This is a genomic window from Amycolatopsis sp. NPDC057786 (assembly GCF_042797905.1).
Classification (GTDB): Bacteria; Actinomycetota; Actinomycetes; order Mycobacteriales; family Pseudonocardiaceae; genus Amycolatopsis.
This window is the reverse complement of the sequence record NZ_JBHVKW010000034.1, coordinates 1-13,417: the sequence shown is the minus strand read 5'-3', so window position 1 is coordinate 13,417 and position 13,417 is coordinate 1. Positions and strand designations below refer to the sequence as shown.

The following is a 13,417-nucleotide window of genomic DNA, read 5'->3' as shown; positions in this document are numbered from 1 at the left end:
CCTCCGCACTTCCGGCGAACATCCGTTCGAGCCTGAGGCTACCTGGGGATCCCTCCGGGCAAGATGAGGACATGCCGAGCCCCGACGAGTTCACCGTTCATCTGGGTCTCCAGCCGCTGCCTGTGGAAGGTGGCCGCTGGGCACAGAGCTGGCGCGACGAGACCGCTTCGGCGATCTACTACCTGCTGGTGCCGCCGGAAACGTCCGCGCCGCACCGGCTGGACCGGCTGGAGATCTACGCGCACCAGGCGGGGGCGCCGGTGCGGATGCTGCTGTTGTTCCCGGACGGGCGGGTCTCGCGGCCGGTGCTGGGACCGGACGTCGCCGCTGGTCAGCGTCCCCAGGTGGTGGTGCCCGCCGGGGTGTGGCAGGCGTCGGTGAGCACCGGTGAGTGGAGCCTGGTCGGGACGGTGGTGGTGCCGCCTTATACGGACGACTGCGTGGAGTTCCGGTCCGCGGCGGCCTTGGCCGCCGAGTGGCCGGACGCCGCGGAGGACCTGACGCCCTGGCTTGGGTGAGTGAGCGTTACCCCGGAGAGCCGGATCTCGCGTGATCAGGCACGTAACTCGCGTGATTGGACGCCGCACTCGATGATCCGCCTCTGATCACGCGAGTTACGTGTCCAATCACGCGGGTTACGTCTCTGATCACGCGAGTGCGGCTTGGCTCGTCCCGAGCGCGATGAAGGGGCCTTTCATCGCGAAATTTGCGATGAAAGGCCCCTTCATCTCAAGCCTCAGCACACCTCAGGGGCCGTCGACGCCCGGCGTCCAGCTCTCCGGGTCACCGGATTCGGTCAGCACCGGCTGATACCGTGCGAAGCCCTCGGGCGCGTCCGGATGCCAGGGGAAGTGCCCCTCCGGCGTGGCGACGATCAGCTGCAGCGCCGGGAAGTCCCCGTCCGGGTAGATCAGGAACGCGCTCCCGAAGTACTCGGGATAGTGCCCCTTCGCGACCCGTTCGAAGACCACCGGCGCGCCCTCGAAGAAATCGTCGTACTGCTTTCCGACCTCGAAGATCTCGCCGGCGGCCGCGCGGTCCACGTAGGCGTCGAGCAGGACCGGCCCCATGTTGCCGGGCAGTCCGATCACGACCGCTTCCGCGACGTTGTGCAGTGCCCAGGCGCACGCGGTGAAGCAGAAGGCCGCTTCCTCCTCGTCGCCTTCGACCGCGATGACCGCGTTCCCTCTCGCCTTCGCCTGTCCCTCGATCCACTGGATGAGTTCGGTTTCTTCGGCGGTGAGGGCGTCGGCTTCGGAGGTCGTCACGCGCGACATTGTGCCCCACGCGAGCGCCCGCACCTAGCCCCGGGACCGATTTTCCGCGGCATGGCGGGGAAATCGATCAGCCGACCTCGGCCATCACCTCGTCGGACACATGGAATCCGGCGCAGTGCGTACACGTTCTGCACGTCGTCGCGAGCAACCGATCAGCCGACCTCGGCCATCACCTCGTCGGACACATGGAATCCGGCGCAGTGCGTACACGTTCTGCACGTCGTCGCGAGCAATCGATCAGCCGACCTCGGCCATGACCTCGTCGGACACATCGAAGTTCGCGTACACGTTCTGCACGTCGTCGCAATCTTCGAGCGCGTCGATGAGCTTGAAGACCTTCTTCGCGCCCTCGACGTCCAGCGGGACGCTGACCGACGGCAGGAACGTGAGATCCGCGGACTCGTACTCGAAACCGGCTTCCTGCAAGGCTTTCCGGACCGGGACGAGGTCGGTGGCCTCGGAGACGATCTCGAAGTTCTCGTCGAGGTCGTTGACCTCTTCGGCGCCCGCGTCGAGCACGGCCATGAGGACGTCATCCTCGCCCGCGTCACCCTTGGGCATGATCACGACGCCCTTGCGGTTGAACATGTAGGCGACCGAGCCCGGGTCGGCGAGCGAGCCGTTGTTCCGGGTGAGCGCGGTCCGCACCTCCATGGCGGCGCGGTTCTTGTTGTCGGTGAGGCATTCGATCAGCACGGCCACACCGTTCGGGCCGTAGCCCTCGTAGGTGATGGTCTGCCAGTCGGCGCCACCGGCCTCTTCACCGGCGCCGCGTTTGCGGGCGCGCTCGATGTTGTCCTGCGGGACCGAGTTCTTCTTGGCCTTCTGGATGGCGTCGTAGAGCGTCGGGTTGCCGTCCGGGTCGCCACCGCCGGTCCGGGCCGCCACCTCGATGTTCTTGATCAACCGAGCGAAGAGCTTGCCGCGCTTCGCGTCCAGGTTGGCCTTCTTGTGCTTCGTGGTGGCCCACTTGGAGTGGCCGCTCATCTCTCCTCCATCTACTCCTGTGCCCGCCGCTGAGCACAGTGTCGGTTTCGCTTAAGCCTGGCGCACGAGGTCGACGAACAGCCTGTGCACGCGCTCGTCCCCGGTGAGTTCGGGGTGGAACGACGTGGCGAGTACCGCCCCCTGCCGGACCGCGACGATCCTAGCGGCCGTGTCGTCCGAGCCCGGCATTTCGGGGACACTGGCGAGTACCTCGACCCCGTCGCCCGCCTTTTCGACCCACGGGGCGCGGATGAACACAGCGTGCACCGGGCCGCCTTCGATGCCGGTGAAGTCGAGGTCGGCTTCGAAGGAGTCCACCTGCCGCCCGAACGCGTTGCGCCGGACGACGACGTCGAGACCGCCGAGTTGCCGCTGGTCAGGCCGTCCGTCGAGGGCCTGGCGGGCGAGCAGGATCATCCCGGCGCAGGAGCCGAACGCGGGCATCCCGTCCGCGATGCGCTCGCGCAGCGGCTCCAGCAGTTCGAAGGTCTCCAGCAGCCTCGACATGGTGGTCGACTCGCCGCCCGGCAGCACCAGACCGTCCACTTCGGACAGTTCACTCGCGCGGCGGACCGGCAGCGCACGCGCACCGGCGCGTTCCACCATCGCGGCGTGCTCCCGCACGTCGCCCTGCAGTGCGAGCACGCCGACCACCGGCCGTGCTCCCGTCGCGATCGCCACCCGACCTCCCGAAAGACCTTCCTCCTAGCTTAGGCGCTTCAGGGAACGGCCAGGTCAGGGGACCCCGGCCAGCCGCAGCAGGGCGGCGGTCGCGGCGGCCGCCACGACGACCAGCGCGAACGGTGCCTTCCGCCAGGCGAGCACGCCGCCGACCAGGACCCCAGCGGGCCGGGCGTATCCGGCGAACTCGTGTCCTTCGGTGAGCGCGGCGACCGCGACCAGCGCGGCCAGCAGCACGACGGCCGAACGCGCCATCAGTTTCTCGGCCTTGGGCGACACGGTGAACCGCGCCTTCAACACTGGTCCGGCGAACCGGAAGGCGAAGGTCCCGGCCGCGAGCACGCCGCCGGCGATGATCAAGTCCAGCGGGTCCATCAATGCACTCCCTCGGGTTCACGTTCGGCGGGTTCCTTCGCGGCCACACCGGCCAGCACGCCGACCAGCGCGAGCAGCACCGGCAGCCCCGCGGGGAGGAACGGCGTCGTGGCCAGCGCGACGGCCACGCCGACGAGCACCGGCAGCCGGGCGGCGCGGTCGCGCAACGACGGCAGGACCAGCGCGAGCAGGACGGCGGGGAAGGCCGCGTCGAGACCGAAGGCGTCGGTGTCGCTGATCGCGGTCCCGGCGTAGGCCCCGGCGAGGACGCCGACGTTCCAGCAGACGAACAGCCCGATCCCGCACACCCAGTACGCCGCCTTGCGCCGCTCTTCGTCGCGCTGGGCCAGGGCGAACGCGACCGATTCGTCGATCATCAGGTGGCTGCCGACGATCCTCGACGACCACCGTTTCCCCAGGACGTCGCCGATCGCGAAGCCGAAGGGCAGATGCCGCGCGTTGGCGAGCAGACCCGCCGCGACGGCCGCCACCGGGCTGCCGCCGGCCGCGATGATGCCGACGAACATGAACTGCGAGGCACCGGCGAAGACCAGGACCGAAAGGAGCATGGGCGCCCAGATCGGGAAGCCGGAGCCCACCGCGATGGCGCCGTAGGAGATGCCGACAATGGTGTCGGCGAGGCAGACCAGCCCGATGTCACGGAGAAGATCGCGTCCCAGGACACGAGTGGTTGTTCGCCATATCGAACGCATAGCGTCATACAATGAACGAACGCAGCCGTGTTCGTCAAGGCGAACGCAACGACCGATGGAGCGAACGCATGTCCCCGACCGCGTCCGACGGCGCACCTCTGGACGTCATCGCCATGTCCCTGCGCCGGGAACGTGCCCGCACCGGGCTGTCCCTCACCGAGGTCGCCAAACGCGCGGGCATCGCGAAATCCACGCTCTCGCAGCTGGAATCCGGGACCGGGAATCCGAGCGTCGAGACGATCTGGGCGTTGTGCGTCGCGCTCGACGTCCCGTTCTCCCGCGTCGTCGAACCCGAACGCCCCCGCGTGCAGGTCATCCGCTCGGGCAGCGGGCCGACGGTGTTCGCCGAGCACGCCGATTACGCCTGCACGCTGCTCAGTTCCTGCCCACCCGGCGCCCGGCGCGACGTGTACCTGATCCGCGCCGAGCCAGGGAAACCGCGACTCTCGGATCCGCATATGAGCGGCATCGTCGAGCACATCGTCCTCAGCGCGGGCCGCGCCAAGGTCGGGCCACTGGACGAGCCGGTCGAACTGCTGCCCGGCGACTACATCTGCTACCCCGGCGACGTCCCGCACATCTTCGAGGCGCTCGAACCGGGCACGTACGGCGTGGAGATCGCCGAGTACACCTGATCAGGCAGGCTCCTCGGCCTTCTCCTCGGTGACGTCGGCGAGCTTCCAGCCGCCCTTCCGCCGCAGTACCAGGACGTAGTACGCGATGGACAGCAGGGCGACGCAGGCGGTGACGATCAGGCTCGGGCGTCCCACCGCCGGATCGAGCAGGTTCTGGTAGACCACGAACACCAGGACGGCCAGCGCCAGCACCGGCGCGACCGGGAACCACGGCATCCGGTACTCGGCATGCGCGGTGGCACCGGTACGGCGACCGACGATCGCGCCGAGGCAAAGCGCCGCGTACACCGCCACGATCGACGTACTCGTCACCACCAGCAGCAGTTTCGGGTCGACGAAGCAGAGCAGCGCGGCCACCAAGCCGGTGCCGACGGTGGCCACCCACGGCGTCCCGAACCTCGGGTGCACCGCGGCCAGCGCCCGGTTGACCGGCCTTGGCCACGCCCGGTCGCGGCCGCTGCTGAACAGCATCCGCGAGCTGATCAGTACGATCGCCAGCACCGCGTTGATGATCGCGAGCGCGACGGCCAGCCCGAGCACCGTGTCCAGTGTTCCGCCGCCGCGCGAATCGATGAAGTAGGACAACATGTTCCCCGAGGCGAACAGCGCGTTCAGATCGGGCGCGCCGAGCAGGACCGCGGTCACCGGGACGAGCTCGGAGAGCACGGTGATGCCGAGCGCGAGCAGGATCGCCCTGGCGATTCCCCGCGAGGCGTCCTGCGTCTCCTCGCCGAAGTAGACGGCCGAGCCGTAGCCGTTGTAGGCGAAGATCGCGACCGAGGTGGCGATCGCGATGGCGCCGACGGTGGCCGGGCCACCGTCCGAGGCGACCGGATGCGCCAGCAGGTCGGTGAACGACCGCGCCGGATTCAGCAGCCCGAGCGCGCTGACCACGATCAGCGCGAGGATCTCGATCGCCAGGAAGATCCCGGTGACCCAGGCGTTGAGCTTGATGTCGAAAACGCCGACGACGGCCGCGACCACGCAGGTCACGGCGGCGATGACCGAACCGGGCACACCGGGAAGGAGCACGCCGAGGTAGGTGCCGACGCCGAGCGCGATCACCGCGACGATGAGCACCTGCGTGATGATCATCAGCCCCAGCACGGCGAAGCCGGGCAAGCGGCCCAGAGTGCGGGTGACGATCGCGTACTCGCCGCCCGCCAGCGGGAACGCCGACGCCAGTTCGGCGTAGACGAAGGCCATGAAAACTCCGACCACCGCGGCCGCCACGAAGCTGTAGAAGGCACCCGTCCCGGCCCCGGAGATCACCCCCGGCGCGATGATGAAGACCGACGAGGCGGGACTGATCGCGGAGAGTGTGATGAGCAGCGTGCCGAGGGTGCGCAGACCGCGGCGCAGGGCGGGAGTGGACACGGCCGACCTCCTACAAGGTGGGTTCCTTGAATCTCCTTCGGAAAACCGTTGAGCACGCATCAAAGGCCTTCCATCGTGTGACGTCAAGAGCCGAGCGCGCTCGGCGCTTGCGTTTTTCGAACAACCTTCGAAGAATGGGTACATGGCGAGACCGAGCAAGGCAGCGGAGCGACGTACCGAATTGATCGAGGTGGCCAGACGGGCCGTCCTCGAACGCGGCGTGCTGAACCTGCGGCTGAGGGACGTCGCCGAGGGCGCGGGCCTGTCGTCGGGTTCGGTCCTGTACTACTTCCCCACCCTCACCGATCTGCTCCAAGAGGTGCAGCGAGAGGCGGTGGCGCGCTTCTGCTCGGCGCGGGAGCAGGCCGCGGGTGCGAAGACGACCCCGTCCGGCCGGCTGCTGGCGATGATCCGCAGCGGCCTGCCCACCGGTCCCGGCGACGAACTTTGCGTGCTGCTCTACGAACTCGGCACGATCGCCCGCCGCGATCCCGTGTACGCCGCCCGGCACATCACGCTCTACGAGCAGCAGGTCCGGATCTACACCGGCGTCCTCGAAGCGGGCGCCGCCACCGGCGAGTTCACGCTGACCGCCGACGCGGTGTCGATCGCGCGGAACCTCGTCGCGCTGGAAGACGGCTACGGCCTGCACCTCACGCAAGCCGTCCCGACGCTGGACACCGCCACCGCCGAAGCGATGTTGCTCTCCTACGCCCGCACAGCCACGTCGAACCCCTTGGAGGACCGTCCATGACCCGCGCCCGCGACCTGGGTGTCCCGCTGCCCGGCCGGACCGGCGAGCACAACGCGCTCACCGACGTCCCCGGTGTCGAGATCGGTTTCACGACCCTCGTCGAAGGTGAATCGGTCCGCACCGGCGTCACCGCCGTCCTGCCGCGCGGACGCGAGGATTTCGCCGTGCCGTGCGCGGCCGGGACGTACGCCCTCAACGGCAACGGCGAGATGACCGGTACCGCGTGGCTGGCCGAGACCGGTTCCTTGACGCTGCCGGTGCTGATCACCTCCACGCACGCCGTCGGCGCGTGCCATCGCGGCACGATCGACTGGGTGGTGCGGGAACGGCCCGACGTGGCCGCCGAATGGCTGCTGCCGGTGGTCGCCGAGACGTGGGACGGCTACCTGAACGACAGCACCGCGCCGACGATCCACAGTGGACACGCCATCGCCGCGATCGACGCCGCGCGAACGGGTCCGGTCGACGAAGGTTCCGTCGGCGGCGGTACCGGGATGACCTGTTACGGCTTCAAGGGCGGCACCGGCACGGCGTCCCGCGTCGTGTCCTACGGGGACGATCAGTACACCGTGGGAACGTTGGTACAGGCCAACTTCGGCTCACGTCGCGAACTCACCGTCGCGGGCGAGCACGTCGGCGTGGAACTCGGCGCGGACAACCCGATGGAGGAGGACTGGGCGGCGCCGTCCGGCGCGGGATCGGTGATCGTGCTCGTGGGTACCGACGCGCCCCTGCTGCCCGGCCAGTGCACGGCCCTCGCCCGCCGTGTCCCGCTCGGCCTCGCCCGCACCGGGACCGCCGGCTCCCACTTCTCCGGCGATCTCTTCCTCGCCTTCAGCACGGCGAACCAGGGAGCGCTCACCAGCCGGTTCCCGCGGACGGAGGAGGCCGAGTACGAAAGCATGCGGTTCGTTCCGTGGGGCAGGCTCGACCCGTTCTTCGAGGCCGTGGTGCAGGCGACCGAAGAGGCGGTGCTCAACGCCCTGTTCGCGAACGAGGAGATGACCGGTCACCGAGGTCGCCGGGTCCCCGCGTTGCCGACGGCGCGGTGGCCTAGGTCCCGATGAGTACCTTCGCGGGTGCCCGCGCGAGGTCCAGCCGGACTCGCGAGGCGCAGATCTCGTCGGAGAGCGAGTCAAGCAGCTCCAGCGCGCGGCGCAAGCAGGACATGGCGTTCCGCCGGTCTTCGCGCCGCAAGTACAGCTGACCTCTCCTGCGCAGGATGAGCGCCGTGCGGTGCGGGTCCTTCAGCTCGGCGCACAGCCGTCCGGCTTCGTCCAGCGCCGCCTCCGCCTCGTCGAGCAGGCCGAGCTCCGCGCTCGCGACGGCGTACGAGGTGTGGGCATGCGCCATACCGAGGACGTCACCGATCTCGCGGAAGAGCGCCAGTGCCCGCCTCGCGGTCGCGCGCGATTCCTCGGGCCGTCCGGTGGCGCGGGCGAGGACGCAGAGTCCGGTCAGCGCCCTGGCCCGCCCGGCGGGGTCGCCGATCCGCTCGCTGATCCGGCAAGACTCAGTGAGCGCTTCACCCGCCGCACGGAAGTCGTCCCGGTACAGGTCGATCTGGCCGATTCCCCTCAGCAGCGCGGCTTCTCCGCGTGCGCACCCGGACGCCCTCGCCGCGGTGAGCGCGCACCGGTGGCATCGCGACCATTCCGCGTACAGTCCATTGTGGTCGAAGTAGGACGCGATCACGACGGCGAGTTCCCAGGCGAGCTCGCCAAGCCCGGCAGCCGCCGCGTGCGAGACGGCCGCCTCCAGCGCGGGAAGTTCGCACCGGAACCACGAGACCGGTTCGGACACCAGTGTCTCGTCGAGCGAGGTCCGGGTCGCGCCGCCGGGTTCGGGCCGCAACACGCTCCGGGGCAACCGATCCGCGGCCTTTTCCGCGAGCCAGAGCCAGCCGCCGAGCACCCGTTCGATCGTCGCCGCGCGTACCTGTTCCGCCTCGGCCGCGACCTGCTCGACGGCGAACGCGCGCAAGAGGTCGTGCACTCGGTAGCGGGGTGCGCCGGTGGCCCGCGGAACCGGCTGGACCATATGCCGGTGCCGCAGCTCTTCGAGCGCGCGGGACGTCGCCTCGGGGTCGCCGTCGTCCGCCAGCGCCGCCGCCCAGACCGGGAAATCGGCCGCGGGCAGCAGACCGAGTCTTCGGAACTGCCGCTGCCGGTCCGGCGTCAATTGGCGGTAGCCGAGGGACAGGCTGCCGCGGACGGCGAGATCCCCGGTGCGCAGCCAGTCCAGGCGTCGCCGTTCGACGGCCAATTCGCCCGCGACGTCGGCGAGCCGCCACCCCGCGCGGTCGCCGATCCGGCTGCCGGCGATCCGCAAGGCCAGCGGGAGCCCACCGCAATGGTCGAGAACCTGCCGGGCGGCAACGGGGTCTTCGTCGATCTCGGTGAACTTCGAGAGCAGGGCCTCCGCGTCCTCCGGCGGCAGGAGGCCGACCGGGACCTTGCGGCCGAGTTCGAGGCCTGCCAGGGAGAACCGGCTCGTGACGAGCACAGCACAGCCGCCGGACGCGGGGAGCAACGGGCGCAGCTGCGCCTCGCCGGCGGCGTCGTCCAGGACGAGCAGCACCCGACGGCCGTGGACCAGGCTGCGGAACAGGCAGGCGCATTCGTCGACGTCGGCCGGGATCTCGTCGGCGGGAACACCGAAGGCGCGCAGGAAACCGGCGAGGACGGCTTGCGGCGGCCTCGGCTCGTTCGTGGTCCCGCGCAGGGCCGCGAACAGCCGTCCGTCGGGGTAGTCGGCCGCGACCCGGTGCGCGAGCCGGATCGCCAGCGAAGACTTCCCGACCCCGCCCGCGCCGGTCAGCAGCAGCACCGGCGGGGTGTCGCGGCCGTCGTCCTTGCCCAGTTCTCCCAGCAGGTCCGTGATGAGCGCGTCCCTGCCGACGAAGTCCGGGATCCCCGCCGGCAGCTGGCTCGGCACAGCGGGTTCCTGGTATGCGGGATATTCGCGGGCGCCCCTGCCCTGGCCCTCGCGCAGGATCTCGCACTGCAACGTGCGAATCGACGGCGAAGGTTCGACGCCGAGTTCGTCGACCAGCCTGCGGCGCCAGCCGGCGTAGACGTCGAGCGCTTCGGCCACCCGGCCGGCGCGGGCGAGCGCGGTCATCAGCTGGCCGCAGACCCGTTCACGGAACGGGGCCGCGGCCAGCAGGTCACGCAGTCCGGGAACGAGCCTGTCGTGTTCGCCGAGCCCGAGTTCGGCCTCGGCCTTGTCCTCCAGCACCGAAAAGCGCTCTTCCTCCCAGTGCGCGACGACCTCGGCCGCCGCGGGGATCCCGGCGAGCACAGGCCCGCGCCAGAGTTCGAGCGCGTCACGGAACCGTCGGGCCGCCTCGCGATGGCAGGCACGGGCGAGTAGTCCGCGGCCCTCGGCGATGAGGCAGGTGAATCGGCCGGCGTCGGTTTCCTCTGGCCCCGCGTCGAGAAGATACGCCGCTCCCCTGGTGAGAATCGGCGTTCCACCGGTCGGCGCGCGCAAAGCCCGGCGAAGACCCGATATCAGCCCTTGGACCTGAACTTTCGCCGAAATCGGTGGCGTCTCGCCCCAAAGCTCGTCGATCATCCGGTCGAGAGGAACCGGGCGCCCCGCCTCGATCAGCAGGAGCGCGAAGACCCGGCGCGCCTGCGGTGGGCCGAGTGGCAGGTCGGCACCCTGCCACTCGGCCGCGGGTTCACCGAACAAACGATAGAAATAATTCTTTTCCTTCACCGGTTTCTCCCCCGATATTCGAGACACCCGTAGCCGAGCGTGTCACAAATATCCGGAGGCGGCGTCCGGCATTCGAAGGAAAACCCGCTCAGCAGGCGCTGGCGGAGGTGTAAATTCTCAACGAAGTCGCCTGGTCGTTGTCACCGTTGCCGACATACGCCGATCGGGCTCCCGCCTGCATACAACGGCTGGTCCCACCGCCGATGTTGTAGTACCAGCGGGCGTCGACTCCGCGCCGGTTGTACCAAGACGACATTTGATCGTTGAATCCGTAATCGACCAGATTCTTCAGCCCCGGGTCCCGGAACTGCAACCGCCTGCCGGTGAAATCGCGGTTTTCCCAGAGGCACACATAGTTCGCGGCGCAATCCCCCGGCGCCATGGGCGAGAGCGAAAGTGTGGTCTCCCCGCCGTTCCACACGACCTCGTCACCGGCGACCTTCCATCCCGGGGCGAATTTCGCCGTGTCGATACCGGCTGCCTTCAACGTCGCCGCCCCGTCCGTCGCGGCCGAAGCGGGTGTCGCGACGAGTGCCGTCGCGATCGCGGCGGCGCCCATGGCGGCGGAAACGAACCGAAGTCTGCGCATTTGTCCTCCTTGATCCCGGCGTGCCCTCCGCACGCCGGGATCAAGGTCCCGTGATCCGCTACCCGATGCTTAAGCGGTCGAAAAGGGAACGAGGCGCGTTCGCTTAGCTCCGCTGGTGGCCGGTCAGAGCCAGTCGGCCTCGATGCCGCGGGCGCGCAGCGTCTCCAGCGCCTCGTCGTTGCCCGTGTAGAGCAGGGTCATCGACTTCAGGTGGGGAAAGTGCGCGACGTCGGCGAACTCGTCGACGTCGAACAGGGAGTCTTCGCCGTCCCAGTTCGGCGCGATCTGGAGGTAGATCTCGTTGCCGCCGTCCATCTCGATCTCGGTGATCTTCTCCGCGAGCTCGACGGGGACCTCGAGCGCCTCGAAGTAGGCCAAGGCCTCGGGGACGGCCTCGACGCTGCCGTCGTCGTAGGTGAAGCCCTTCTCGGCGGCGTACTGCCCCAGGTCGAACTTCGGCAGGAGTTCCTGGTTGTACATCAGCTCCTGGACGACAGCGAGCTTGAAGTTGGCATCGGTGAACTGGATCGACTGACTCATACGCCGAACCTTATAAGCGGTCACCCGTCGGGCGGTCCGTTTCCGGCGAACTCGCGTGCCGGGCGGTCCGGTGAAGTGATGAGCCCCGATGGCACGATGGCAGGCAGCGCCGACCTCGAAGTCGCGGCGCCGCACTGGGGAATGTCCATGGTGGATTCGGCCGACTTGAAAGCGTGGCTCTGATGACCGCATTGACCCTCGAAGACGCCCGGAAGGGCCTCGCCTCGCAACCGTTCAGCGTTCTGCTCGGGGCCAGGGTTGCCTCGTTCGGTGACGGTGCCGCGGCCCTGGAGCTCGACATCCGCGAAGACCTGTTGCAGCAGAACGGGTATCTCCACGGCGGCGTCCTCGCCTATGCCGCGGACAACGCCATCACCTTCGCGGCCGGGACCACACTGGGCCCGGATGTCCTCACCGGCGGCTTCAGCATCAGCTATCTGCGGCCTGCGAAAGGAATCCGGCTCGTCGCGGAAGCACGGGTCCTGCACAGCGGCCGTCGGCAAGCGACCTGCCGCTGCGATCTCTACGTGATCGGCGAGGACGGGACCACGACACTCAGCGCCGCGGCACAGGGAAGCGTGATGACCAGGAACGGTCCCACCACCTGATACACGCGGGACGGCCCGGGCTCGTCGACGAGCACCGGGCCGTCCCGTGCAGGAGCTGAGTCCTTACCAGCCGCGCTCGGAAAGGCGGTGCGGCTCGGGAACGTCGTCGACGTTGATGCCCACCATCGCCTCGCCGAGGCCGCGCGAAACCTTCGCGATGACGTCCGGGTCGTCGTGGAACGTGGTGGCCTTGACGATCGCCTCGGCGCGCTGCGCCGGGTTGCCGGACTTGAAGATGCCCGAGCCGACGAACACGCCTTCGGCACCGAGTTGCATCATCATCGCGGCGTCGGCCGGGGTCGCGATACCACCGGCGGTGAACAGCACGACGGGGAGCTTGCCCTTCTCCGCGACCTCCTTGACGAGCTCGTACGGGGCCTGAAGTTCCTTCGCCGCAACGTAAAGCTCGTCCTCGGGCAGCGAGGAAAGGCGGCGCAGCTCCGCGCGGATCTTGCGCATGTGCGTGGTCGCGTTCGAGACGTCGCCGGTGCCGGCCTCACCCTTGGAGCGGATCATCGCCGCGCCCTCGTTGATCCGGCGCAGCGCCTCGCCGAGGTTGGTCGCACCACAGACGAAGGGCACGGTGAAGGCCCACTTGTCGATGTGGTTCTCGTAGTCGGCCGGGGTCAGCACCTCGGACTCGTCGATGTAGTCGACGCCAAGCGACTGAAGCAGCTGAGCCTCGACGAAGTGGCCGATGCGGGCCTTCGCCATGACGGGGATCGAAACGGCCTCGATGATCCCGTCGATCAGGTCCGGGTCACTCATCCGGGCGACGCCGCCCTGGGCGCGGATGTCAGCGGGAACCCGCTCGAGCGCCATCACGGCGACGGCGCCGGCGTCCTCGGCGATCTTCGCCTGTTCGGCGGTGACCACGTCCATGATCACACCGCCCTTGAGCATCTCCGCCATCCCGCGCTTGACCCGGGCGGTGCCGGTGAGCGAGGTGGTGGCCGTGTTCGTGGAGTCGTCAGACACTGCTGGACCTTTCGGAAAGCGCGCGAGGTGGGGTGACCCCTCCGAGCGTAGGCCGCTTTTGGACCTCTCAAGCAGGCCAGTTCGCGGCGATTTCAGCAGTCCACTGGGTGATCTGGCCCGCATTTGGTCCTCTGGATGCGGTCCTTGCGCGCGCAAGGACCGCATCCAGAGGACCAA

15 protein-coding genes are annotated in these 13,417 nt (G+C 68.8%); 5 read left to right on the top strand and 10 right to left on the bottom strand.

Annotated elements, in window-relative coordinates:
- The first annotated feature begins 71 nt into the window (after positions 1–71).
- Positions 72–518, top strand: coding sequence for a cupin domain-containing protein (locus ACFVM3_RS19230; protein WP_378440328.1), 447 nt, complete (start codon positions 72–74; stop codon positions 516–518).
- A gap of 228 nt (positions 519–746) precedes the next feature.
- On the opposite strand, the gene ACFVM3_RS19225 is transcribed toward ACFVM3_RS19230, so the two are convergent.
- The 5 genes from ACFVM3_RS19225 to ACFVM3_RS19205 form a co-directional block, all read right to left on the bottom strand.
- Positions 747–1,277, bottom strand: a complete 531-nt coding sequence (locus tag ACFVM3_RS19225) for a DUF4262 domain-containing protein (RefSeq protein WP_378440326.1) — start codon at positions 1,275–1,277, stop codon at positions 747–749.
- A 237-nt stretch (positions 1,278–1,514) separates the two neighbouring features.
- The gene (locus tag ACFVM3_RS19220) at positions 1,515–2,264 is read right to left on the bottom strand and encodes a YebC/PmpR family DNA-binding transcriptional regulator (protein WP_016334762.1); all 750 of its coding nucleotides are present in this window, start codon (positions 2,262–2,264) and stop codon (positions 1,515–1,517) included.
- 51 nt (positions 2,265–2,315) lie between these two features.
- Complete coding sequence (gene pdxT / locus ACFVM3_RS19215; RefSeq protein WP_378440324.1) at positions 2,316–2,945, bottom strand: pyridoxal 5'-phosphate synthase glutaminase subunit PdxT; 630 nt, start codon at positions 2,943–2,945, stop codon at positions 2,316–2,318.
- Between the two features lie 54 nt (positions 2,946–2,999).
- Positions 3,000–3,320, bottom strand: a complete 321-nt coding sequence (locus tag ACFVM3_RS19210; RefSeq protein WP_005159089.1) for an AzlD domain-containing protein — start codon at positions 3,318–3,320, stop codon at positions 3,000–3,002.
- Positions 3,320–4,033 (bottom strand): AzlC family ABC transporter permease, encoded by a 714-nt coding sequence (locus ACFVM3_RS19205; RefSeq protein WP_148116051.1) that lies wholly within the window; start codon positions 4,031–4,033, stop codon positions 3,320–3,322. Before ACFVM3_RS19205 ends, ACFVM3_RS19210 begins: the two co-directional genes overlap by 1 nt.
- 68 nt (positions 4,034–4,101) lie before the next feature.
- Between ACFVM3_RS19205 and ACFVM3_RS19200 the strand changes: the two genes are divergently transcribed.
- A complete protein-coding gene (locus ACFVM3_RS19200) occupies positions 4,102–4,668 on the top strand; it encodes a helix-turn-helix domain-containing protein (RefSeq protein WP_034308044.1) in 567 nt (188 codons plus the stop codon).
- Here the strand turns inward: ACFVM3_RS19200 and ACFVM3_RS19195 are convergent, their stop codons facing one another.
- Positions 4,669–6,045, bottom strand: a complete 1,377-nt coding sequence (locus ACFVM3_RS19195; protein ID WP_378440322.1) for an APC family permease — start codon at positions 6,043–6,045, stop codon at positions 4,669–4,671.
- A 142-nt stretch (positions 6,046–6,187) separates the two neighbouring features.
- Here ACFVM3_RS19195 and ACFVM3_RS19190 point away from each other — a divergent pair, with 142 nt between their 5' ends.
- Positions 6,188–6,799, top strand: coding sequence for a TetR/AcrR family transcriptional regulator (locus ACFVM3_RS19190; protein WP_378440320.1), 612 nt, complete (start codon positions 6,188–6,190; stop codon positions 6,797–6,799).
- Positions 6,796–7,866 (top strand): P1 family peptidase, encoded by a 1,071-nt coding sequence (locus ACFVM3_RS19185; protein ID WP_378440318.1) that lies wholly within the window; start codon positions 6,796–6,798, stop codon positions 7,864–7,866. The genes ACFVM3_RS19190 and ACFVM3_RS19185 overlap by 4 nt, the downstream gene beginning before the upstream one ends.
- Here the strand turns inward: ACFVM3_RS19185 and ACFVM3_RS19180 are convergent.
- From ACFVM3_RS19180 to ACFVM3_RS19170, 3 genes are all read right to left on the bottom strand, one after another.
- Complete coding sequence (locus tag ACFVM3_RS19180; RefSeq protein ID WP_378440316.1) at positions 7,853–10,525, bottom strand: BTAD domain-containing putative transcriptional regulator; 2,673 nt, start codon at positions 10,523–10,525, stop codon at positions 7,853–7,855. The two genes, ACFVM3_RS19185 and ACFVM3_RS19180, sit on opposite strands and share 14 nt — an antisense overlap.
- Positions 10,526–10,613: 88 nt before the next feature.
- Entirely contained in the window at positions 10,614–11,114 is a 501-nt protein-coding gene (locus tag ACFVM3_RS19175; RefSeq protein ID WP_378440314.1) for a peptidase inhibitor family I36 protein, read from the bottom strand.
- Between the two features lie 123 nt (positions 11,115–11,237).
- Positions 11,238–11,654 carry a DUF6892 domain-containing protein gene (locus ACFVM3_RS19170; RefSeq protein WP_378440312.1) on the bottom strand — a complete coding sequence of 139 codons (417 nt, stop codon included), beginning with the start codon at positions 11,652–11,654 and terminating at the stop codon, positions 11,238–11,240.
- 182 nt (positions 11,655–11,836) lie between these two features.
- On the opposite strand from ACFVM3_RS19170, the gene ACFVM3_RS19165 reads away from it, so the two are divergent.
- Complete coding sequence (locus tag ACFVM3_RS19165) at positions 11,837–12,262, top strand: PaaI family thioesterase (protein WP_378440311.1); 426 nt, start codon at positions 11,837–11,839, stop codon at positions 12,260–12,262.
- Positions 12,263–12,325: 63 nt separating this feature from the next.
- Here ACFVM3_RS19165 and pdxS read toward each other — a convergent pair whose 3' ends face one another.
- On the bottom strand, positions 12,326–13,240 hold the full coding sequence (pdxS, locus tag ACFVM3_RS19160; RefSeq protein ID WP_191252855.1) for a pyridoxal 5'-phosphate synthase lyase subunit PdxS: 915 nt from the start codon (positions 13,238–13,240) through the stop codon (positions 12,326–12,328).
- Between the last annotated feature and the right edge of the window lie 177 nt (positions 13,241–13,417).